Genomic DNA, 22,999 nt, shown 5'->3' on the forward strand with positions numbered 1-22,999 from the left:
CCCCCGACCAGCTGCTGGCCCCGTGTGGTCAGCCGGGAAAAAAGGCACAATAGCCGACATATCGAATCACCAAGGAAGCCAAGATGACCCTTGAGCACCTGATCCTGTGGCGCCGCGACCTGCACCGCCTGCCGGAAGCGGCCTGGAAAGAGTTTCGCACCACCAGCCTGATTGCCCACCACCTGAGCGAGCTAGGTTATCGCATCGTGCTCGGTGACAAGCTGCTGGCCAGCAATCTGATGATGGGGCGTGATGTGGATGTGGCGGCTGAGAAGGCTCGCGCCCGCCGTCAGGGAGCCCATCCCGACTGGCTGGAGCGGATTGGCGATGTCACTGGCCTGATGGGAGAGCTGGACACCGGCCGTCCCGGCCCGACCCTGGCCTTTCGCTTCGACATCGATGCGGTGGAGGTGGAAGAGTCCGACGCTGAACAGCACCAACCGCAGCAGGAGGGTTTTGCCTCCCACAACAAGGGGTGGATGCACGCCTGCGCCCACGATGGCCACACCGCCATCGGCATGGGGCTGGCCAGCAGCCTGATGGCGATGAAAGAGCAGCTATGCGGTCGCATCAAGCTCTTCTTCCAGCCCGCCGAAGAGGGGTGCCGCGGTGGCAAGGCGCTGGCTGCCGGTGGCACACTCGATGACGTGGATGCCCTGCTCTCACTCCATATCGGCATTCACGCTGGCAGCGGCGAGCTGGTGATCAACCCCACCGAGTTTCTCTGCTCCACCAAGTTCGACGTCCACTTTATGGGCACCGCCGCCCACGCGGGACTCGAACCCAATGCCGGCAGCAATGCGCTGGCAGCCGCCTGCATGGCCACCACCGCCATGCTCGGCATTCCCCGTCACCGCGACGGCATGACCCGCATCAACGTCGGCCAGCTTCACGCTGGCAGCGGCCGCAACGTCATCCCCGATCATGCAGAGCTACGCGGTGAGACCCGCGGTGCCGACAGCGCGCTCAACGACTACATGTTCAGTCAGGTACAGCGCATCGTCGAAGGTACCGCCCTCGCCCACGGTGTCACCTATCGCATCATCAAGCAGGGTGAGGCCATTGCCCTCGACAACAGCCCGGCACTGCAGGCCGAGCTGGCGGCGCTGGCCCGCAAGCAGGGGCTCGCCACCATCCAGACTCGCCGCTTTGGCGCCAGCGAAGATGCCGGTTTTCTGATGGAGCGGGTGCAAAAGCAGGGGGGCGAAGCGGCTTACCTCATCCTGGGAGCCGATCTGGCGGCGCCGCACCATCACAACGAATTCGATTTCGATGAGCGGGTGATGCAAAGCGGGGTAGAGCTGCTGGCCGCCTGGGCCCGTGCACGACTGGGTGTGGCAGAAGCAGCCCTCTCTTGATATCCCCTTGGCAAGCTCACCGGCTAACGGGATCAAAAAAAGGCGCCTCGGCGCCTTTTTTCTGCAAGAAAAACCTGAGCGCTACTCGCGGTGCTTGCGATGCACATCGGGGCGACCACCGGTCACGCTATCGGCTCTCCCCTCCTCTTTGGCCTTCTCGGCCCGCTTTTTGCGCATCTCGCGGGGATCGGCGATGAGCGGGCGGTAGATCTCGATACGATCGCCGTCGTGCAGCGGCTCGCTCCCTTTCACCGGGCGGCTGTAGATACCGAACTTGTTGACCGCCAGATCGATCTCGGGGTGTTTTTGTACGATGCCGGACTGCTCGATGGCCGCCAGCACGCAGGTCTCGGGCGCCACCCGCAGGGCAATCACCGTCTGCTGCTGCGGCAAGGCATAGACAACCTCGATGTTGAGCTGGTCAGACACCGTATACCTCCTTCGCCCGGTTGGAGAAGGCGGAGACCATGGAGCTCACCAGGTCGCGGAACACCTGACCAAATGCCACCTCGATAAGCTTGGAGGTAAACTCGAAATCGAGATCAAACTCCACCTTGCAGGCATCCACATCAAGCGGGGTAAAGGTCCACCAGCCCGCCAGCTTGCGGAACGGGCCATCCACCAGCTCCATCCTGATCTGACGGTTCACATCCAGCTGATTGCGGGTGGTAAAGGTCTTGGCAATCCCCGCCTTGGCCACATCGACCGACGCCATCATGTAGTCATCGCCCGCCTCGTGGACACGGCTGCCAACACAGCCGGGCAAAAACTGCGGATAGGCATCCACATCGTTAACCAACTTGAACATCTGTTCTGCACTGAACATCACCAGGGCACTGCGCGTAATTCGGGGCATGGCTTTTCCTCATCCAATCGGCGCGATTTTATCACCATGTTTGGGGTTGTGGAGGTAAAACCTCAGCCAAACCGCTCAGAAAGCCACCACTTGACCTGCTGCGCGTTTTACAGCCGCCCCTGCCTACGTATAATACGAGCCTCCTAGTCATTGCCGGAAATCGCCCGTCATGAGCAAAAAAAACAGTAAAAACAAAGCCGGGTCCAGCACCATTGCACTCAACAGAACCGCGCGCCACGAATACTTCATCGAAGAGAAGATCGAAGCGGGTCTGTCCCTGCAAGGGTGGGAAGTCAAATCCCTGCGGGCGGGCAAGGCCAACATCAGCGAAGCCTATGTCATCTTCCGCGATGGCGAGGCCTATCTGTTCGGCTCCAGCTTCCTGCCACTGCAAGCGGCCTCCAGCCACGTGGTATGTGACCCGACCCGCACCCGCAAACTGCTGCTGAGCCGTCGTGAACTCGACAAGCTCGAAAGCCTGATCGCCCGTCAGGGCTACACCATAGTTCCCCTCGCCCTCTACTGGAAACAGTGCTGGGTCAAGGTCGAGATCGGCCTGGTGAAGGGCAAGAAAGAGCACGACAAGCGCGAAGATACCAAGGCCCGCGAATGGGATCGGGAAAAAGCTCGCATCATGAAGAACAAGCATCGCGGCTAACCTGCGACTGGCAGGATCAGGACGCCAGTTCACCTTCCCCCGGCGCAGCTGGCTCTTCAGGCTCAGCTGCGTACAATAAATCGGCAAACAGACTGGCTGCCAGAGGGAATGGGTATCAACGCCTTGCTATGACAGCATTTTTGCGTACAATCGCAATTAACAACTTGGGGCTGATTCTGGATTCGACAAGATTCACGAAACCCAAGGTGCATGCCGAGGTGCGGTAGGCCTCGTTAATAAACCGCAAAAAAATAGTCGCAAACGACGAAAACTACGCACTAGCAGCTTAATAACCTGCATAGAGCCCTTCTACCCTAGCTTGCCTGTGTCCTAGGGAATCGGAAGGTCATCCTTCACAGGATCGTGTGGAAGTCCTGCTCGGGGCGGAAGCATTAAAACCAATCGAGCTAGTCAATTCGTGGCGTGTCTCTCCGCAGCGGGTTGGCGAATGTAAAGAGTGACTAAGCATGTAGTGCCAAGGATGTAGTAATTTTGGACGGGGGTTCAAATCCCCCCAGCTCCACCAAACGTTTGGAAAGGGCCACCTCGCAAGAGGTGGCCCTTTTTATTTGTCCACGTCCATGTTGTTTACCGATATCAAACTGGTTGGATTTTTTCCAATATCCCCCTTGAACTGGCCTTTGGCAAAAAAATCAGGCGCATCACCGCGCAGGCTTTATCATCAGGTTGCCATCCCGGTACTAGCCGGACTCACAGCCGCACATTGGCATGTCGTGGCCCAATATTGAGTAAATTGAAGTTGGCCGCTGCATTTTAATGCACTTACAATATGCGCCCAATTCTGTTGGATTCCTTCTGATGCTCCGCCAATGTGATCGTCTATTCCTGTTTCTCCTGCTACTGCTCTGGGGCGTGGCGGCGCACGCCATTACCAGTCTGAATGAAGACGAGTTTGATCTGTCTGAACGCGCCTGGCTGTCATCACACCAGGAGCTGGTCATCGGCATGCCGATGATGGGTGACCCTCCATACAGCTATAAGGATGCAGATCAACGCTTTACCGGCCCAGTCCCCGACATTGCGCAGCAGATTGCCAGAACGCTCGGGTTGACCCTGCGCTACAAGGTTTACCCCTCCTACGTGGATGCGCTAACCGGGCTTGGCCACGGCGCAATCGACATACTGGTGAACGACCAGCCAAGCGAACAATGGCGATCCAATATTGTCTCCCTCCCGTTTTTGCTCTCCATGCCACGCGGCGTGCTGCTCAACAATGGCAAAACGAAGTTGTCACGACAGGATGCCCATGGTTTGCACTGGATCTGTGTCACGGGAGTCAATGCTTGCAGTGAATTGAAAAAACTGGGATTTCCCCGTGTGACCGAGGCAGAGAGTCGCAGCGAAGCAGCCTTTATGCTCAAAAAGCGCATGGCTGACGCCTATCTTGCCGACATGCCGTCACTGGTGATGATGAAAGATCAGCACCCCAAGGCTGGCTTCACCATTGCCACTCCGAAATGGGTAAGCGGCACGTCTCTCTCTATCAATATGCACAAGAGCGACCCGGCACTGGTCAGCCTGGTGAGCAAGGCATTCAACGAGATACCGGTTGAAGATCGTCGTCATATGCTGGCAGCTACCACGACTAGCCAACATGCGGACTCAGGAGCGGTGAAGTCTGTGCAGTTTACCCCTGAGGAGCAGGAGTGGCTCAACCAGCATCCTGAGCTCACTTACGGCGTCTCCCCGGACTGGACCTCCATGAGCGAATTCAATTACCGGGGCCGACTGGTCGGGTATGTGGCGGACCTGATGGCGCTGATGCAGCAAGTCTCCGGGCTGAAGTTCTCTCTGGTTCGCACCAATAGCTGGGGTGAAACCCAGAATATGCTGAAGCTGCGGCAGATCGATTTTATTCCGGCCATCTCCCCCAACCACGATCGCGGCCAGTTTGCGCTGTTCACCCCCGGCTATCTGTTTGTCGATCGGGTCGTTATTGCCCCCAAACGCAGTGCCGATATCACCGATCTCTCACTGCTGCGAGGGAAACGGGTCGGCATGGTGCATGGCTCGCTTGATAAAGATCTACTGACCCACATCGGCGCCCATCCGGTAGAGGTCAACAATGACAACCGCTTGCTGGAACTGCTGGACACGGGCGATGCCGACTACGTGATGGTCACCCTGCCATCCATCAACAAGCGGGTGAGCGAACGCTATCAGGTGGTCTATGCCGGCAAAGACTTGCGCCTGCCGATCGCCATGGCCACGCGCAAAGATCCCATGCTGCAGCGGATCCTCACCAAGGTGCTCTATTCGATACCGCCGGAGGAGCTCAATAAAGTGGAGAGACGCTGGCTCTCCATGAGCGTGCAGACCGGCATCAATAACGAAACAGTGCTGTTCTGGTTCGTAATGAGCGGCGCAACTGCCACCCTGCTGTTTACCCTGTTCTGGGCCTGGAACCGTACCCTGAAACGGGAGATCGTGCAGCGACAACGGGCCGAGAAGACGCTCAATGAACAGTTGGTGTTCATCCAGACCCTGCTCGACTCCCTGCCTAATATGGTGGCGCTGCGGGATCGCGATCATCGCCTGACCCTCAGCAACCGGGCATACCGCGAGCTGTTTGTCGGTGATGGGGAAGAAGGTGATCGCTGGGGCTATATGACCGAGGACGAGCGGCAACAGATGTTGCGCGAGGAGCGTGCGGTCTGGGAAACCGGCGAGATCTTCCAAGGATCGGGTTATACCCAGCGCGAGGGAGATGTGCCCCTTCACGTGGTCTACGTCAAGTTGCCCTATCGCGCAGCAGACGGCGAGATTCAGGGGGTGCTGACGGTATTGACCGATGTCAGTGCCCTCAAGGCCGCCGAAAACAAGGTGCGGGAAGTGGAGGGCAGGCTGCGGGACATCACCGACAGCATGCCGGGTCTGGTCTATCAATATCTCTGGCAAGGGGCCGGCAAGGGGAAATTCCTCTATCTGTCCCAGGGGGCCAGCGACATTCTCGGGATGACCCACCAAGAGTTGATGGCAGCCGAGTCTGGCGGCGTGATCCTCGGCTTGAACGATGAGGCTATGGCCACCTTTATCGATAAGGTGGCCAAACATGCGCAAACCCTTGAGCCGCTCGATATGGAGGTGCTGGTGCCCTCTGTTCAGGGGGAGCGCTATATCCAGATCCGCGGCAACTTTGTGGCGCAACAGGGCCATGATCGCCTGCTCAATGGCGTGGTGCAGGACATCACCGCTATCAAGCAACAGGAGCATGAGCTGCGTGAGGCGCGCGCCGCGGCCGAGCAGGCGATGCAGGCTCGCAGCCTTTTTCTGGCCACCATGAGCCATGAGCTGAGAACCCCCATCTCGGGCATGCACGGCATGCTGGAGCTGCTGCGCATGAGTGAGCTCAATGATGACCAGCGCTATCTGCTGCGCAATGTGGAGAGCTCGGCCAACCACCTGCTCTATCTGGTCAACGATATCCTCGACTTTTCCAAAATAGAGGCGGGTCAGCTGCACCTCAATCGCCAATCCTGCCGTCTGCAACCAGTGGTGTGCGATGTGATCCGCGGCCATGCCGCACTGGCCTACAGCAAGGGGCTGAAGGTCACGCTCCAGTGGGAGGATCAACTCCCCGACTTGGCCGATATCGATCCGGTCAGAGTGGGCCAGGTGGTTTCCAATCTGCTCAACAATGCGGTGAAGTTCACCGAGCAGGGCGCCATTTCGATCCAGGTCAGCTGTCACGACCAGCAGCTGGTTATCGCGGTGACAGATACCGGCATCGGCATCGCCGAAGAGAAGCAAGCGCTGCTCTTTACCCCGTTCGAGCAGGTGGAATCAGATATCAATCGCCGCTTTGGTGGCACCGGTCTGGGCCTGGCCATCTGTGATCAGCTGGTGAAGAAGATGGGCGGCACCCTGACGGTCAAGAGCCAGCTCGGTGAAGGGGCCTGTTTCCGCTTCAGCATCCCGCTGCTCAATGTCCTGTGGGAACCACCCGCACTGGCGGGCAGCGAATGGTGGTGGCTGGGTAGCGATGCCGCCTTGCAGGCCACCATGGCACGGCTCGGCGCCCGGTTGAGCCCCCTCGATATCCACCAGCTCACCGCCGATCTCGACGGCCTGCTGTTGGCGGAAGAGGCCGCGCTGGAGTCCAGTCTGGGGAGCGATTGGCACACCTTGCTGCAGTCCGGCACTCTCAAGGGGGTCATCCTCTCCCCCCGCGAAGCGTTGCGGGGACGCATAGGCTCGGAGAACTGGTGGCGCCTCGGCCAATCCCCCCTCTATCCGGATCTGTTGCTCGAAAGCTGCCGCGAGCTGATCACCGGGCGAGCCGTGACCACCCATGCCGCCAGCATCGAAAAACTGGGCGGGCGAGTACTGGTCGCCGATGACCATCTGGTCAATCGCGCCCTGCTGACCCGTCAGCTGGCGATTCTGGGGGTGGAGTGCGAGGTAGTGGAAGATGGCGAGAAGGCGTTGCACGCCTGGAAAACCCGGGATTTCGCCCTGCTGATCACCGACTGCCACATGCCGCACATGGATGGCTACACCCTGACCCGCCACCTGCGGGAACAAGGGGAGCAGGCCCCCATCATCGGCGTTACCGCCGATACCTCGGAGGAGGCGGCAGCCAATATGACAGCAGCCGGCATGAACGGCATGCTGTGCAAACCCTATTCGCTGGAGTCACTGCGCCAGATGCTGCTGCGGTGGTTGCCCGCGACTACGATCACAGAGAGAGTGCCCGCACGACAGGCCATCAATCTCGACATGATCGGTCGCTGGCAAGATCTGTTTGGCGATGAAGGGATTGCCAAAAGCATGGCAAGGGAGTATCTGGCCTCCAACCGGAAAGATTGCCACGCTATGATGAGCGCGCTCTCCTCCGATGATAGCCAGGAGCTGGTGGAGATCGCCCACCGCATCAAAGGGGCAGCCAGAATGGTCGGGGAGCTCTCCCTGGCCGAGCAGGCGGCGCAACTGGAATCGGCGGCCCGCCTCAAACAGTTGAGCGAGCTCGCGCTGCTGACACAGAGAGTGGAAGAACAGATGAACAATATTGAACGTGAAATGGGATTGTGGCTCGATGAGTAGAACGGCAGACGAGTTGGTCATCATGGTGGTCGAGGATCACGGGTTTCAACGCAAGACCCTGATGCACCAGATCCGGGCGCTCGGTTATCAGCAACTGCTGGAGGCCGCAGACGGCATCGAAGCCCTGGCGCTGTGCCAGAGCCACACTGTCGACATCCTGTTCTGCGATCTGCGGATGCCCGGCATGGATGGCATGGCGCTGCTACGCCGCCTCTCGCTGGGTGGCTTTCGGGGCGGCATCATCCTCTCCAGCGCGCTGGAAGATGACGTGGTGGAGGCCGTGCTGCGCATGAGCGCGGCCTATGGCCTCCATGTGCTGGGTCGCATCGAGAAACCCTCCAGCCCGCAGCGGCTGCGCCAGTTGATCGACTCCTGGGCACCCAAGTCGGCCCCCTCGGGCAAGGACGATGGCCTCGTCCTCTCGGTGGACGAGCTCAAACGCGCCCTCGACAACGACCAGTTGCTGCCCTGGTATCAACCCAAGGTCGGCTTTGCGTCCGGCCAGTGGGTGGGGATGGAGGCGCTGGCCCGCTGGCAGCATCCGGAATACGGGCTGATCTCCCCCGGCATGTTTATCCCGCTGGCGGAAAACAACGGCCTTATCGATCAGCTGACCGATGTCATCATCAACAAGTCGCTGCAGGATTGCCATCTGTGGGGACAGACCGGTCTCTCCCTCAATCTGTCGATGAACCTCTCCACCACCTCGCTGATTGAGGGAGACCTCTGCCACTTTCTGATCAACCAGTGCCAGCGCTGGGGCGTCAATCCCGAGCTGATTACCCTGGAGGTGACCGAAAGCTCGTTTGTCGAGGATATCGGCAAGGCGCTGGAGGTGCTGACCCGGCTGCGGATGCACGGCTTTGGCCTCTCCATCGATGACTTCGGTACCGGCTACTCCTCGATGCAGCAGCTGGCGCTGCTGCCGTTTACCGAGCTCAAACTTGATCGATCTTTTGTCGATCGCTGCTATGCCGACCCCTCCCGTCTGGCCATCATCGAGTCGAGCATCGAGCTGGCACGCAAGCTGGGGCTGAAATCAGTCGCCGAAGGGGTGGAAGATGTGCAGACCTGGCAACTGCTGGCCAAGCTGGGGTGCGATATCTGTCAGGGCTTCTTCACCGCCCGCCCTATGCCGCGCAGCGAACTGCAGCACTGGCATCAGATCTGGCAAGCCCGACTGCCCACCCTGATATCCGGCTGATCTCCTGCGACCAACCCTTCGTGCCAACAGCGCACCGACCGGCAACGTGCATGGCCGCCTTACAAAAGGTGGCCATTTTCTTTGTCTAGGGCTCGCCACTCACTGCATGCCCTCCCCCTCTCCAGCAACCGTCTATCCAGCCGAGTGCCCCCCTTTGCTCTGTATGCGCCGCATGCCTTGAGTCACCATTTATGCAAAATAAGTTGCATCACAAATGGTGCTACTGGCGGATAACACCTCCCGCGAGCGAGAGCAGCCTCTCTTCTGCCAGATGCATCAACTGACAATAAAGCAATGAAAAACCTGTTTTAACAGAAATAACTCTCAATGGAACTCTATGCCGATGAGGTAGACAAGACAACCTGAAATCGTTTTCTCTTTTGAACAATAAGCTGTCTAAAATCAAATAAAGTTGTAAATAATCTTTGTTATGGTGAGCGTATAGCAAGCGGCCTCCCTGTCGCTTCCCCTGCTGGCTCCGCCAGATGCAGCATTTTCTGCGCCTTGAAAGCGAGTTTATGACGCCATGATCACCATCACCCTCGATGGGGCTCAGTTGACGGTTGACCCGACCAGAACCCTGCTCCAGATAGCAAAACAGCACCAGACTGATATCCCCTCCCTGTGCGGTGACAACACCAGTGCCCCCAAGACACCGTGCGATCTCTGCGTGGTGGAGATTGCCGGTCTCGGCATCCGCCGTGCCTGCGAGACGCCCCCCGAGGCAGGGATGGTGATCACGACCCAAAGCGAGGCCCTGCGCGCACACCGCCAGCAGGCGCTCGGCCGCATCCTCGCAGATCACTACGCCGATTGTGAAGCCCCCTGCCAGCGCGCCTGTCCGGCCGGGGTGGACATTCAATCCTATCTGCATCACATCGCCATGGGGGAGCACGAGGCGGCCATGGCAGTCATCAAGCAGACCCTGCCTATACCCCTCTCCATTGGCCGGGTCTGCCCCGCTTTTTGTGAGGCAGAGTGCCGCCGCGCGCTGGTGGATGAGCCGCTCGCCATTCGCCAACTCAAGCGCCATGCCGCCGATCTCGATCTGGCAGAGGTTGCCCCCTATCAACCGGCAAAGAAGCCCGCCAAGGGCAAGCGGGTGGCCATCATCGGCAGCGGCCCGGGCGGCCTCACCTGCGGTTACTATCTGGGTTACGAGGGGTTCGAGGTCGATCTGTTCGAGGCGATGCCCGAAGCGGGGGGCTGGCTGCGCTACGGTATCCCCGAATACCGGCTGCCCAAGGCGATCCTCGATCAGGAGATAGCGCTGATGTGCCAGAGTGGTATGCGGATCCACACCCAGCAGCGACTGGGCAACCAGATCACCCTCTCGGCACTGTGCCGCGACTATGATGCGGTCTGTCTGGCCGTCGGCGCATCCAAGGCGGTACCGATGGATTACCCGGGCAGCACCCTGGCCGGTTGTTATCTCGGGGTCGATTACCTCAAGGATCGGATGCTGGCCAAGCGGCTCACCACTGGCAAGAAGGTTGCGGTGATCGGGGGTGGTAATACCGCCATTGACTGTGCCCGCACAGCGGTACGCCTTGGCGCCGAGACCACCCTTATCTATCGCCGCACCCGCGCCGAGATGCCCGCCGAAGCCTACGAAATCGACGAGGCGGAGCACGAAGGGGTGCGCTTTTTGATGCTCACCAATCCGGTAGAGAATCTGGCCGATGAGGCTGGTCGCGTCTGTCAGGTGCGCCTCGAGAAGATGGCCCTCGGCGAGCCGGACGCCTCCGGTCGCCGCCGCCCGGAGCCCACCGGCGAGTTCTTCCTTGAAGAGTTTGATACCGTGATTGCGGCCGTGTCGCAGCAGCCGGATCTCAGCTTTATGGAAGGGGAGCCCCTCACCCTCCCCTTCACCCGCTGGCAGACGCTGGAGTCCCATCCCGAAACCATGCACAGCGGCCACGGCAACCTGTTCGCCATCGGCGATCTGCGCAGCGGGCCCGCCACCGCCATCGAGGCGGTCGCCGATGGCCGCAAGGCGGCGCTGGCCATCGATCAGTTCCTCCACGGTGACATGATCGACCCGGTGCGGCCCTTCAACGCCTGCAAGGCTCCCACACTCAAGCAGGTCGATCCCGCCCAGTTTGCTCACCTGAAAAAAGTCGCCCGCACCATCATGCCCCATCTGGCAGAGCAGGATCGCGAGGGCAGCTTTGCCGAGGTGGAGCGCGGCCTCAGTGACCAGGATGCCCGCAGCGAGGCCAGCCGCTGCCTCGAGTGTGGCTGTCAGGCCAACACCGATTGTGCACTGCGCGACTACGCCACCGAATACAAGGTCGACCAGCGCGCCCTCGATACCAGTCAATGCCAGAAGTTTGCAGTGGATAACAGCAGCGAATTTATCGTCTTTGATGCCAACCGCTGCATCGGCTGCGGCCAGTGCGTGCAGGTCTGTGGTGAGCAGGCGGTACAGGGGGTGCTGCGCTTTGCCAAGAACAGCGATGGTACCCTCTCGAACCGGCCGCAGTTCGACACGGGACTCTCGATGGGCGACTCCCACTGCGTGCAATGCGGCGCCTGCGTACAGGTCTGCCCCACCGGCGCACTGGTGGATGCCCGCGACAAGTCACAGGGGCGCACCGAACTGCTCACGCCGGTCAATACCATCTGCACCTACTGCGGAGTGGGCTGCGGTGTCACCCTCTACGTCGATGAGGCGCGCAACCGCATCCGCTATGTGGAGGGGAATCGCAACTCGCCGGTCAATCAGGGGCTGCTCTGCGTCAAGGGGCGCTTCGGCTTTGACTTTATTCAGAGCGAGGAGCGCCTCACTACCCCGCTCATCCGCAAGGATGGCAAGCTGGTGCCCGCCAGCTGGCAAGAGGCCATTGCCCTGGTGGCCGAGCGTTTCACCGCCCTGCGCCAGCGCTATGGCAGCGATGCGCTGGCGGGTTTCTCTTCGGCCAAAACCACCAACGAAGAGAACTACCTGTTCCAGAAGTTCATGCGCCGGGAGCTGGGCACCAACAACGTGGATCACTGCGCGCGGCTCTGCCACGCCTCCACCGTTACCGGGCTGGAGGCATCGCTCGGCAGCGGCGCCATGACCAACGACATCCCGAGTATCGATCACTCGGATCTCATCTTCATCATCGGCTCCGACACCTCGGCGGCCCACCCCATCATCGGCTCCCATATCAAGCGGGCAGTCACCACAGGTAAGGCGCGGTTGGTGGTGGCCGATCCGAAACGGATCGAGATGGCGGACCACGCCAGCCTCTATCTGGCCCACCGTCCCGGCACCGACGTGATGCTGCTCAACGGCCTCATGCAGCAGATCATCCAGAACAACTGGCACGACAAGGCCTATATCGCCGCGCGGGTGGAAGGGTTCGAGGAATTGCAAGCAGAGGTGCTCTCCCCCGCCTATACGCCGGACAAGGTGGCCCTCGTCACCGGCGTACCAGCCGAGCAGGTGATCGAGCTCGCCCGCCTCATCGGCACCGCCGAACGCACCGCCATCTACTACTCGATGGGGATCACCCAGCACACCACCGGCCACGACAACGTGCGGGCCATCGCCAACCTGCAACTGCTGTGTGGCAACATCGGCATTGAAGGGGGCGGCATCAACCCGCTGCGAGGCCAATCCAACGTGCAGGGTGCCTGTGACATGGGGGCCTTGCCAAACTGCCTGCCCGGCTATCAGAAGGTGGCCAACCCCGAGGTGCATGCCCGCTTCGCAACCGTCTGGCAGCAGCCAGACTTGCCGCGCACGCCCGGCCTTACCCTCACCGAGACCATCGATGCCGCCTGCGCGGGCAGCATCAAGGGGCTCTACGTGATGGGAGAGAACCCGGTGCTGAGCGATCCGGATCAGCACCACGTCATCGAAGGGCTCAAGCAGCTGGAGTTTCTGGTGGTGCAGGATATCTTCCTCTCGGAAACCGCCCAGCTCGCCGATGTGGTGCTCCCCTCATGCTCCTTTGCCGAGAAGAGCGGCCACTTCACCAACACCGAGCGGCGAGTTCAGCGCATCTCCCCCGCCCTCAAGGCACCGGGCGACGCGCGGGAGGACTGGTGGATCATCCAGCAGATCGCCAACGCCATGGGGGGCGACTGGCACTATCAAAACCCGCAGGAGATCACCGCCGAGATCTGCCAAGTCACCCCGCAATACGCCGGCATCCAGTGGGACAAGGTTGGAGCACAAGGGCTGCAGTGGCCCTGCAACGACGCGGCGCCCGAAGGCACTCGCCTGCTCCACGCCAAGCAGTTCACCCGTGGCAAGGGGGAGATGGTCGCGACCCCGTTCCGCTATGCCGCCGAACTGCCCGACGAGACCTATCCCATCGTGCTCACTACCGGCCGCCTGCTGGAGCAGTTCCACACCGGCACCATGACCCGCAAGACCAAGGGGCTCGACAAGCTGGCTGGCCCGCGGGTGATGATGAGCGTGGTGGATGCACAGCGGTTGGGGATCAGCAACAGCGAGCAGGTAAAAGTCACCAGTCGCCGCGGCCATATAGAACTGCCCGCCTTCGTGACCAAACGGATGCAACCTGGCGTGGTCTTTATCCCGTTCCACTTTGCCGAAGCCCCGGCCAACCGGCTCACCATCAATGCCACCGACCCCCACGCCAAGATCCCCGAGTTCAAGGTGGCAGCGGTGCGCATCGACAAGCTGACCAGCCAACACAACTCGACACCACAGCCAGAGATGGAGATAGCCTGACCGGAGATCAGTTAACACGCAGGATAATCCGCCATAAAAAGAGCCACCCGACGGGTGGCTCTTTGCGTTCACCAATACCACAAGCCAGATCATTATCAGCCCCCGGACGCCACTGTCAGGGTCATACCGATACTCATGCGGTCACCTCTGGCGAGTAGCCGCAAACCGGGGTGACCGGCCAGGTGGTGGGCATTGGCGGCGTGACTCTGGGGCTCCATACAGACGAAGCCACTCCCCTCATCGGGCTGATAGAGCATCAGGAAGGCACACTCGCTTGAAACCAGCAGCCGCTGCTGGCGGGCAGGATGGTCAATCTCGGCGTGACCGCGCCAGCCGCCGTAACAGTGGTTGAGCCACCCTTGCGGGCGAGCCCACAGGCGAAAATCGAGGTGTGGCGCCAACCTGCTCGACCAGTCGGTCGGCAGATGCTCCGCTCCCTCTTGCCAGACGCCGCTCGCCAGAAAACGAATCTTTGTCTGCTCGTCGCGCCAGAAGAAGGGGTGAAAACCTGCGCCGTAGAGACAGGGGCACTCCCCGAGATGGGTCAGGCTGATCCGCGCCACCAGGCTCACCCCCTGCAGCCGATAGTCTATCTCCGCAAGATAGTGAAAGGGACCATTCTGGCTGTTGAGCTGCAAAGTCACCGAGCTGTCGGTCAACGCCACCGGTTGCCATCGCTGTAGCCAGCCATCCCCATGCAAAAAGAAATCGGGATCGAGCTCGCTCGCGGGCAATGCACACGCCTCCCCCCACAACTCAAAACGGTTGCCTGCGACCCGGTTGGCCAGCGGCAACATGGGAAACAGCGCGCTCTGGCCGGGATGCCAGGGCTGCGCCAGGTCAGTGTCGCGAAGCAGTGGGCGCCCTTTGTCATCCTCCAGACCCAGCAGGCAGGCCCCTTGTGCAGAGACCCGCATCCGAAGATGCGGGTTGCCCAATGTGTAAACCGTCATGCCGAGGCGCTCGCCTTGGTCGGCGTCAGTTCGACCTTGCCCTGGGCCAGTTGGGCTTCCAGTGCCTCCAGCGTCACCCCTTTGGTCTCGGGCACCTTGCGATAGATAAAGATGAGACCGGCAAAACAGATAAGGCCATAGAGCAGGAAGCTGCCCGCAGCCCCCAACCCGGCATTGAGCAGCGGGAAGGTGTAGGTCAGCACGAAGCAGGCGATCCAGAGCGCCAGCGTACCGGCCGACATCGCCAGCCCACGCACCCGGTTCGGGAAGATCTCCGAGAGCAACACCCAGGTGACCGGCGCCAGAGTCAGGGCATAGATGGCGATCGCCGCCAATACCAGCAGCAGCACCGGCATCCCCAGTACGCCTGTGGCATAGGCCGCCGCCATCATGCCGTAGATGATGGTCAGCCCCGCCGAGCCAATCAGCATCAGCTTGCGACGGCCAATCTTGTCCACCATGGGCAGCGCGATCAGGGTAAACAGCAAGTTGATAAGACCGGTGGCGACGATGGATTTGAGGGTGCTGTTGATGTCAAAGCCAGCGGAGGCAAAGATCTCCTGCGCATAGTTGAAGATCACGTTGATGCCGCACCACTGCTGGAAGACTGCCAGTACAATCCCGATGATGAGGATCGGCCGCACCGAGGGTTTGCCCAGCTCCGCCAGCGAGACCTTGTGGGTCTCGCCCACCAGAGTCTGGCGGATATCGGCCAGGGTCTGCTTGGCATAGGCATCCCCGCCAATCTTGCCGAGCATGCGGGAGGCTTTCTCATACTGACCATCTTTGGCCAACCAGCGCGGCGACTCCGGCACGAAGAACATCAACACCAGAAACGCCAGCGCAGGTACCAGTTCGGCACCGAACATCCAGCGCCAGCCGGACTGACCATTCCAGGTCGCCAGAATATCGGCCTGAGTCGCATTGCTTGCCACCGGATCGGCGATCATCAGATTCACCAGCTGAGCCGCCAGCACACCGATGACGATGGTGAGCTGGTTGATGGCCACGAACTTGCCGCGCTTGTTGGCCGGGCTGATCTCGGCGATGTACATGGGCGAGAGCGCAGAGGCCAGGCCGATGCCGATCCCGCCGATGATGCGATAAACCACAAACAGATCGAAGTTGCTGGCCGCAGCCGTGCCCCACGCCGAGATGGTGAAGAGGATGGCGGCCAGGATCAGCGGCTTCTTGCGACCAAAGCGGTCGGCGGACCAGCCGGAGATGGCGGCCCCCAGCACGCAGCCCACCAGCGCCGAGCTCATGGCCCAGCCGGACTGGGCCGGATCCGTGATGGCGAAATAGGCCTCATAGAAGGGCTTGGCCCCGCCAATCACCACCCAGTCATAACCAAACAGCAGGCCACCGCAGGCGGCCACCAAACAGATCATCCAGATGTAGCTCATATTGAGCCCATTTGTATCTAATTGATTTTTCGTGCGTTCCATGACTCATCCTTATCATCTTGTCGATTGTAGGGTGCAGTGGCGCCCCTCACCGTGGCGGGGCGCCGGTTTTTGTTATGAGTGGAGTGACAGCTCGCGGCAGATCAGGGCAAAGAGGTGCCCCTTGTCGTGAGCCGGGTTAAGGATGAGCAGCTCTCGCAAGGTCTGTTCACAACCATCCCGCTGACCCAGCCCCAACAGACCGAGCGCTCTGACCAGCAGACAGTGCTGGCGATGTTTGTGCTGCGGGTCGTCATCCAGCACGATGAGATCCGGCAGTGAGACGGCGAAGAAGTCCGCCTCGATCGACTCGCCCATCGCCTGCTCGGCCCAGCCGACCATTCCTTCAAAGAGACGCTGCGCCTCCGCAACCCGACCAAGACGTGCCAGCGCCATCCCCTGATAGAAGAGATAATCCACCGGCTGATCGTTGTAGTAGCGGCTGGCCCCCAGCGAACCCTGACCCAGACAGGCCAGTTGCAGGCACTGGGCCGCCAGACTCTGGTTGTCACAGGCCAGATGGCAGAGCGCCAACAGGTAGTGGATATCGTTGTCGGTCTGTCCTACCAGACGCCCCTCCCCCAGATTGAGGGGGTAGTGCAGCGCCTGTTGCAGCAACGGAATAGCCTGCTCGTGGCGTCCCTGAGTCATCAACACCAGCGCCCGGCGCTGCTGATTGATGAGGTACTGGCCGGTCACCTTGCCCTCGCCCCCCTCCCAGGGGTGGAATTCGCGCAGCCGCAAGATCTCGGCCGCCGCTTCCAGCTGACCGGTGATGTGATAGAGACTGAGCAGTTCGGCGGTCAGATCATCGCGCTTGAGGGCCACCTCACGATGCGCCTCCAGCAGCGCCAGCCGCTCGGCGGGTGCCATGGCGCAGCGCTTGTGCAGCTGATCCAGTTCAAACAGCAAACGGGCATCATCCGGCTTGAGGGAAAAGGCCCGGCTCAGACACTGCTCGGCCGCCACCGGATCGCCGCTCTTGTTGAAGTGATAGATGCCAAGGTTGCGCCAGGCCGGGGCAAACCCGGGCGCCTGCTCGCACACCTGCTGCCACAGGGCAATGGCTTGCGGGTAGCTGCGCTTGCTGTAGTGGAAGCAGCCCAGCAGGTAGCTGGCAAACCAGCTGTGTGGCAGTTGCGCCAGCATGGCCACCTCGCCAAGGGTATTGGGGAAGCGCACCTTGCGGCCAAAGGCCTGCTCGGCTCGCGCCAGCAGGGCATCCTGCGCCTCACCTTCCGGCAACAATGCAGCCTGGAACAGCAGCGGCAGGGTCTCCTCTACCGGCAGTGTTGAGAGCAGTTGCTGCGCCAGCTCGGGACGTCCCAATGCCAGCAGATTGCTCGCCAGGAAGCAGAGATTCACACCGCGCCCGTTGCACAGGGTGCGCAGCGCCTCGAGATCGCTTGGCTGCTCGCTTGCCAGCCAGCGCAGGAAGGCCAGCTGATAGTGAAGTGGATAACGAACGCGCTGCTCGTCGATATAGGCGATGGCCACCTCCCGCTGGCCAGACTCCAGCAGCGCCAACCCTTTGAGGGCGATAGCGCCGTAGTGGGTGCCGTTGACGGCAAGACTCTTCTCGACAAATTGCAGTGCCTGCGCGGGATCCCGGCGCACCATGGCGATGCGGGCCAGCCCGAAGAAGCCGCTGTCGCGGCAGTTACCGCTCCAGGTCGCCTTGTAGAAGTCATCGAAGGCGGCATCGAACTGCCCCAAACGCTCCTCGATGTGGCCACGTAGCAAGCTCGCCTTGCCACACTGGGGGTTCTTGTTGAGGCGATGGGCGCGGGTCAGCGCCTGATTGACGTAGGCCAGCGCCTGCTCATAGTTGGCGCGGTTGTACTCCAGGGTTGCCAATGCCAGATTGCAGCGATAGTCGCCGCCATCGAGCTCCAGTGCCCGCAGGTAGTAATCAAAGGGCGAGCGGCTGGCGTGCAGATACTGCTCAAGATGCTGGCCGATGAAGTAGAGCTCGTCGACCGAGTCGAGATTGACGGCGGGCTCCGGCGCGGTGGCAGTATCAGGTAGGGCTTCGCCTGCGGGCTGATGCTCGAGATAGCTCAGGATCGGCTGGCCCTGCTCATCCAGCAGGCGTACCTGCAAGCGTCCCTCGCTGGTGATGGCCTGCGGCTCAAGCCAGGCCTGACCCGGCTGCAGATCCAGAGGCTGCGTAAACAGTACTCCGCTCTCGTCACTTACCTCGAACTGGGCCCCGCAAAGCGGCGCCACCGCATAGACTCCGCAGACGAGGCCGTCATCGCTACGCTCCAGCTTGATGGCGGCGCGGGTGTTGGCATTTTGCAGGGTGCCGAGGGTGTTGTAGGGCAGGAAGTTCTGCACAAACACCTTCTCCTCCCCCGCATCCAGCCAGGTAAAGTCAGGCTGGTTGTCGGTATAGACCCCGGTCATCAGCTCGATGTAGGGGCCGTTGTCATCGGTCAGGTTGCGATCCCAGGCCAGACCGAAGTCACAGTTGCCCCAGCTCCACTGCTTCTTGCCCGGCGAAACTTGGTGATCCGCCACGTGCAACAGGCCGCCCTGCTCGTCATGGCAGTAGGCACCGACAAAGTCGTAGTCAGACTTGTCCGCCATATAGGAGGTGGGTACCGGAATATTGCGGTAACGGGAGATATCGACCCCGGCGGAGTAGTCCACCTTGTAGTAGGTGCCGCGGGCGATGGGGAAGGCACTGACGTCGCGCTTGCCGTGATCGTAGACGGCGGTCACATCGGGCGGGAAGACGCTCTGGTGGGCATCGCCCCCTTTCACCGCCGGGTTGGACCACCATAGAAAGTGGCGCGGCGTGTCGTTGCCGTTGAACACCTTGCCAGTGATCTCGATGAGCGCCTTGTCGGGATAGAGGGTAAACCCTGCCATCACCTGCATACCACGCATCGGCTCCACCTCGCCGAGCCAGACGGTCTTGGCGCCGCCCTCCCGTTTCGTAATGGTGAAGTCCACCGGCATGAAAGTGGTGGGCCTGTGGTGCTGGGGCCAGTTGAACTCGATGCCGCCGGAGATCCAGGGCCCCACCAGCCCCACCAGCGCCGGTTTGATCACCTCGTTGTAATAGACGAAGTCGCGATTCATAACCTTGTCGTAGGCACGGTGGATACGCCCACCCAACTCCGGCAGCAGCATCACCTTGATAAAGTCGTTCTCCAGCCAAACCGCCTGATAGGACTTCATCTGCTTCTGGCCGGTGAGGGTGTCGATCACCCCATAGGGATAGACAGCCCCCGAGGAGCCCTGATAGACCCGCTTCTCGAGAAACATGGGGTTGGGATCTTCGGCGCCTACCTCGTAGGTCGGCAGTGAGATGGTCTCTACCCAGACCTTGACATCAGCTCTCATTAATCTCGCCTCACTCAACATTTGTTAGTAAAGTTTTCAGTGAGACCAGATTAGAATGGTTAAACCTGCATTAATTGCTGAAAGATCACGCAATACAGTAAGCGGAGTTTAGTGAAGCGATGAGCATAGGGTTGAACAACCAGAAGGTCCGCCACCACAACAAGCAGGTGCTGCTTGCCCTGCTCTATCAGTTAAAAGAGGCGAGCAAGTCCACCCTGGCGCGCCACTGCGAGCTCTCCATTCCGGCGGTCAGCAAGATCCTTGACAAGTTGGTGGCCGATGGCGCCATCAGCCACAGCGATCAGAACCTCTCCCAGCGCGGCATCAATGGCGGCAGCTACCGCATTGCCAGCGGCCAGGGGGCCATTCTTTGCCTCAATATCAGCCCCACCCATCTGGAGAGCATCCTGGTGGATAACCTGATCACCCCGCTGGATGAGTTCAGCGACCAGAAGATTGCCCCGCAAACCCCCGATGAACTGCTGCACCTGATTGAAGCGCACTACTACCAGCACAAGCGCCGCCACAAGGGACTGGCGATCCGGCTGGCCTTGGCGGTACACGGTCAGGTCAACCCGGCGACAGGGGTATCGCAAACCATGCCGCAAGCACCCTGGCATGCGCCGGTCGAGCTCAAGTACCTGCTGGAGGAGCGGCTGGGTTGCGAGGTGATGGTGGATAACGACTGCATCATGCTGGCGCTGGCCCAGAAGTGGCAGGACCGGGAAGGGAACGGGGATTTTTGCGTCATCAACGTCGATTACGGCATCGGATCGGCCTTTATCATCAACGACCAGATCTACCGGGGCGCCCTGTTTGGCAGCGGCCAGATAGGCCACACCATCATCAATCCGGACGGCAGCGCCTGTGCCTGCGGCCGCTATGGCTGCCTGGAGACAGTCGCCTCGCTGTTTGCCATCAAGAAACGGGCCCGGGTCTTTCTCAAACAACAAGCCAATGCCGACAACCCGGCGCAGACTGGTGTAGAGCTGGATACCGCCCAACTGCTCACACTCTACCATCAGGGGGATGCCATGATCCGCGCCCTGGTGGACGAAGGGGCCCGCGCCATTGGCCTGAGCCTCTACAACTTCCTCAATATCCTCAACATCAACCGCATCTGGCTCTATGGCCGCAGCTGCCACTTTGGTGAAACCTGGCTGCAAACGATCGTCAGTCAGACCGGCGCCAACCCGTTCGACTGCAGCGATGCGGTCAACGCCACCCATATCCGTTTCGGCCAGCTCAGCCGCGCCCAGCAGGTGATGGGGATTGGCTACCTCTATGTGGAGCGAGCCTTGGCAAAAGCCATGTAAAAAGGGCAGGTTTCACAAATGAAACCTGCCCTCACGATCTGGTGCCGATAAGGGGAATCGAACTCCTGACCTTCGCATTACGAATGCGCTGCTCTACCAACTGAGCTATACCGGCTTGTTGCTATCCACATTCATGAAAAATGACCGGCAAGTCAATTGAGCCAGCTCGATTTTATGAGTTGGCTCATGGTGTTAGAGCCCGCTTTACAGATCGACAAACTCGGGGATATGGGCGCGGCCGCGGCTTTCGAGGAAATCGAGCAGGGCGCGGGGAGAGCGCACCAGAATCCGCTCCAGCGGGAAGCCCGCTTCGGTCACCAGACGGTGGCAATGGTCAAAATCGCCGAGGCTGAAAGCGACGTGGGAATCGGAGCCGAAGGTGAGGTAGGCCCCCAGATCTCGCGCGGCTTCAACGATGGCGCGACAGTTGCCTTCACTACCCGGGCGCGAGTGAATGAAGGAGGAGTTGTTGATCTCCAGCGCCACCCGATAGTCCGCAGCCGCCTTGACCACAGCCTGAATGTCGATGGGAAATGAGGGGTTGCCCGGGTGGCTGATCATATCGACCCGGCCGCTCTTGATGGCGTTGATCATCGCCTGGGTATGGGTTGCCTGATCGCAGGGAGGGAATACCTGCTCATGAAAACCCGCCATGATCATGTCGAGGCGCGACTCATAGCGCTCGGGAAAATCGATCTCCCCGTCGAGGTTTTTGATGTTGGCCTCGATACCCCGCAGGATCCCCACCCCGTCCACCACTCTTGGCAATATCGGCAAGTTGGCAAAATGCCAGACATGAGGGGCATCGGCCATCTCGGGGCCGTGATCCGTGGTGGCGAACAGCTTGATCCCTTTGGCTCTGGCAACAGGCAGATAGTCGTGGATGGTGCTGTAGGCATGGGTGCTGGCAATGGTGTGAGTGTGGGTATCGACCGGGTACTTCATCTTCTCTCCCCTCATATTTTGAAAGGGCAGCATAGCAAAGAGCGGCAGCTTGGGCCACGCCAGTGCTTGCCACACTTTGTCACAAAATACCGCGAAGCTGACATAGTCTGAGGGGCTCTGGCTGGCATACTGCCCCCGTCGATACATGCCTGAACTAGCATCGACAGTTTGCCGTCAGGATGACGCGAACTCACTTTCCCCACCGTCGCGCCCTGCGGCGGTTTTTTTTGCCTGCCAGCCGCAAACCGGTAACAGACGCGCAAAAAAAAGGCCCAACTAGCATGGTGCAGGTTGGGCGAGACTTAATGTTTAATTGCAGTGGCATAAATATAGAGTCCTGCTTTTTGACTAAGTTCCGCCCACTTTGCTTTTTTCATCGAAAAACATTCCGCTAACACTCATTCACATTCTCTTGACACTTCACGTTATGAAACGTACTTTTTAAACATTCGTTTAAGTGAGGTGTCCAGTGAGTAAAATCGATACCAAAAACCGTATTCTCGACGCCGCTGAAGTGCTGTTTGCCGAGCGGGGATTCGCCGATACCTCTTTGCGTCTGATCACCAGTGAAGCCGACGTCAATCTGGCGTCGGTGAACTATCACTTCGGCTCCAAGAAGGAGCTGATCCAGGCGGTGCTCGACCGCTATCTGAGCCTGTTTATGCCCGATCTCGATGCCCGCCTGCGGGTACTGATGGAGCAGGAGCAGCTGACCCTGCTGCAACTGTTTGAAAGTTTTGTCGAGCCGCTGATGAAGCTCTCGGCCGTGCGGGCCAACGGCCCGGCCATCTTCATGCAGCTGCTTGGGCGCGGCTATATCGACAGCCAGGGCCACCTGCGCCGCTTTATCACCGCCCACTATGGCCCCATTTTGCAGCGGATCACCCAGGCTATCTCCAAGGCCAATCCAGCCCTGTCGCCCGCGGATCTCTTCTGGCGCCTGCACTTCACCCTGGGCACCGTCGTCTTCACCATGGCCTCTGCCGATGCGCTGCGCGACATCGCCCTGGCCGACTTTGGCCAGCAGCTCGATGTAGAAGGGCTGGTGCGCAACGTTATTCCTTATCTGGCGTCCGGAGTCGGGGCGCCCGTGGAGTCGACCAGGCTCTCCCTGGCCGTGTAACAACCAACAATAAATCAACGGAAACAGTGA

Annotated in this window: 13 protein-coding genes, 1 tRNA gene and 1 other RNA gene; 8 read left to right on the plus strand and 7 right to left on the minus strand. The window is 60.2% G+C overall.

Going from position 1 to position 22,999, the window contains the following annotated elements; translation table 11 throughout:
- Nucleotides 1-83 precede the first annotated feature (83 nt).
- The gene (locus tag ACB042_RS06590) at nucleotides 84-1,358 is read left to right on the plus strand and encodes an amidohydrolase (protein WP_111901417.1); all 1,275 of its coding nucleotides are present in this window, start codon (nucleotides 84-86) and stop codon (nucleotides 1,356-1,358) included.
- 81 nt (nucleotides 1,359-1,439) lie between these two features.
- Here the strand turns inward: ACB042_RS06590 and ACB042_RS06595 are convergent, their stop codons facing one another.
- The gene (locus ACB042_RS06595) at nucleotides 1,440-1,787 is read right to left on the minus strand and encodes an RnfH family protein (protein WP_005353535.1); all 348 of its coding nucleotides are present in this window, start codon (nucleotides 1,785-1,787) and stop codon (nucleotides 1,440-1,442) included.
- Nucleotides 1,780-2,214 (minus strand): SRPBCC family protein, encoded by a 435-nt coding sequence (locus tag ACB042_RS06600; RefSeq protein WP_005334496.1) that lies wholly within the window; start codon nucleotides 2,212-2,214, stop codon nucleotides 1,780-1,782. Before ACB042_RS06600 ends, ACB042_RS06595 begins: the two co-directional genes overlap by 8 nt.
- Nucleotides 2,215-2,383: 169 nt before the next feature.
- On the opposite strand from ACB042_RS06600, the gene smpB reads away from it, so the two are divergent.
- From smpB to fdhF, 5 genes are all read left to right on the plus strand, one after another.
- Complete coding sequence (smpB, locus tag ACB042_RS06605) at nucleotides 2,384-2,872, plus strand: SsrA-binding protein SmpB (RefSeq protein WP_005334498.1); 489 nt, start codon at nucleotides 2,384-2,386, stop codon at nucleotides 2,870-2,872.
- A 166-nt stretch (nucleotides 2,873-3,038) separates the two neighbouring features.
- Nucleotides 3,039-3,398: a transfer-messenger RNA gene (gene ssrA / locus ACB042_RS06610) on the plus strand.
- Nucleotides 3,399-3,691: 293 nt separating this feature from the next.
- Nucleotides 3,692-7,936 (plus strand): ATP-binding protein, encoded by a 4,245-nt coding sequence (locus tag ACB042_RS06615; protein ID WP_371178086.1) that lies wholly within the window; start codon nucleotides 3,692-3,694, stop codon nucleotides 7,934-7,936.
- Complete coding sequence (locus ACB042_RS06620; protein WP_005353540.1) at nucleotides 7,929-9,140, plus strand: EAL domain-containing protein; 1,212 nt, start codon at nucleotides 7,929-7,931, stop codon at nucleotides 9,138-9,140. Before ACB042_RS06615 ends, ACB042_RS06620 begins: the two co-directional genes overlap by 8 nt.
- A 526-nt stretch (nucleotides 9,141-9,666) precedes the next feature.
- Nucleotides 9,667-13,833, plus strand: a complete 4,167-nt coding sequence (gene fdhF / locus ACB042_RS06625) for a formate dehydrogenase subunit alpha (protein WP_371178087.1) — start codon at nucleotides 9,667-9,669, stop codon at nucleotides 13,831-13,833.
- A gap of 95 nt (nucleotides 13,834-13,928) precedes the next feature.
- On the opposite strand, the gene ACB042_RS06630 is transcribed toward fdhF, so the two are convergent.
- The 3 genes from ACB042_RS06630 to ACB042_RS06640 form a co-directional block, all read right to left on the minus strand.
- Complete coding sequence (locus tag ACB042_RS06630) at nucleotides 13,929-14,786, minus strand: aldose 1-epimerase (RefSeq protein WP_371178088.1); 858 nt, start codon at nucleotides 14,784-14,786, stop codon at nucleotides 13,929-13,931.
- The gene (locus ACB042_RS06635; RefSeq protein ID WP_120415720.1) at nucleotides 14,783-16,234 is read right to left on the minus strand and encodes a sugar porter family MFS transporter; all 1,452 of its coding nucleotides are present in this window, start codon (nucleotides 16,232-16,234) and stop codon (nucleotides 14,783-14,785) included. Before ACB042_RS06635 ends, ACB042_RS06630 begins: the two co-directional genes overlap by 4 nt.
- A gap of 72 nt (nucleotides 16,235-16,306) precedes the next feature.
- Nucleotides 16,307-19,585: a DUF5107 domain-containing protein gene (locus ACB042_RS06640; protein ID WP_371178089.1), complete on the minus strand. Its 3,279-nt coding sequence runs from the start codon at nucleotides 19,583-19,585 to the stop codon at nucleotides 16,307-16,309.
- 119 nt (nucleotides 19,586-19,704) lie between these two features.
- Between ACB042_RS06640 and ACB042_RS06645 the strand changes: the two genes are divergently transcribed.
- Complete coding sequence (locus ACB042_RS06645; RefSeq protein ID WP_371178090.1) at nucleotides 19,705-20,901, plus strand: ROK family protein; 1,197 nt, start codon at nucleotides 19,705-19,707, stop codon at nucleotides 20,899-20,901.
- 39 nt (nucleotides 20,902-20,940) lie between these two features.
- Here the strand turns inward: ACB042_RS06645 and ACB042_RS06650 are convergent.
- Nucleotides 20,941-21,016 (minus strand) — tRNA-Thr (locus ACB042_RS06650).
- A gap of 89 nt (nucleotides 21,017-21,105) precedes the next feature.
- Nucleotides 21,106-21,846: a phosphatase gene (locus ACB042_RS06655; protein WP_371178091.1), complete on the minus strand. Its 741-nt coding sequence runs from the start codon at nucleotides 21,844-21,846 to the stop codon at nucleotides 21,106-21,108.
- Between the two features lie 469 nt (nucleotides 21,847-22,315).
- On the opposite strand from ACB042_RS06655, the gene ACB042_RS06660 reads away from it, so the two are divergent.
- Entirely contained in the window at nucleotides 22,316-22,969 is a 654-nt protein-coding gene (locus ACB042_RS06660; protein ID WP_005334507.1) for a TetR/AcrR family transcriptional regulator, read from the plus strand.
- Nucleotides 22,970-22,999: the final 30 nt, after the last annotated feature.

The organism is Aeromonas sp. S13(2024), assembly GCF_041402405.1.
Lineage (GTDB): Bacteria > Pseudomonadota > Gammaproteobacteria > Enterobacterales > Aeromonadaceae > Aeromonas > Aeromonas veronii.

Excerpts from the sequence above, each read along its gene's own strand:
- ACB042_RS06590 (WP_111901417.1), top strand. The coding sequence starts at position 84 with ATGACCCTTGAGCACCTGATCCTGTGGCGCCGCGACCTGCACCGCCTG.
- ACB042_RS06600 (WP_005334496.1), bottom strand. The coding sequence starts at position 2,214 with ATGCCCCGAATTACGCGCAGTGCCCTGGTGATGTTCAGTGCAGAACAG.
- smpB (WP_005334498.1), top strand. The coding sequence starts at position 2,384 with ATGAGCAAAAAAAACAGTAAAAACAAAGCCGGGTCCAGCACCATTGCA.
- ACB042_RS06615 (WP_371178086.1), top strand. The coding sequence starts at position 3,692 with ATGCTCCGCCAATGTGATCGTCTATTCCTGTTTCTCCTGCTACTGCTC.
- ACB042_RS06620 (WP_005353540.1), top strand. The coding sequence starts at position 7,929 with ATGAGTAGAACGGCAGACGAGTTGGTCATCATGGTGGTCGAGGATCAC.
- fdhF (WP_371178087.1), top strand. The coding sequence starts at position 9,667 with ATGATCACCATCACCCTCGATGGGGCTCAGTTGACGGTTGACCCGACC.
- ACB042_RS06630 (WP_371178088.1), bottom strand. The coding sequence starts at position 14,786 with ATGACGGTTTACACATTGGGCAACCCGCATCTTCGGATGCGGGTCTCT.
- ACB042_RS06635 (WP_120415720.1), bottom strand. The coding sequence starts at position 16,234 with ATGGAACGCACGAAAAATCAATTAGATACAAATGGGCTCAATATGAGC.
- ACB042_RS06640 (WP_371178089.1), bottom strand. The coding sequence starts at position 19,585 with ATGAGAGCTGATGTCAAGGTCTGGGTAGAGACCATCTCACTGCCGACC.
- ACB042_RS06645 (WP_371178090.1), top strand. The coding sequence starts at position 19,705 with ATGAGCATAGGGTTGAACAACCAGAAGGTCCGCCACCACAACAAGCAG.
- ACB042_RS06655 (WP_371178091.1), bottom strand. The coding sequence starts at position 21,846 with ATGAAGTACCCGGTCGATACCCACACTCACACCATTGCCAGCACCCAT.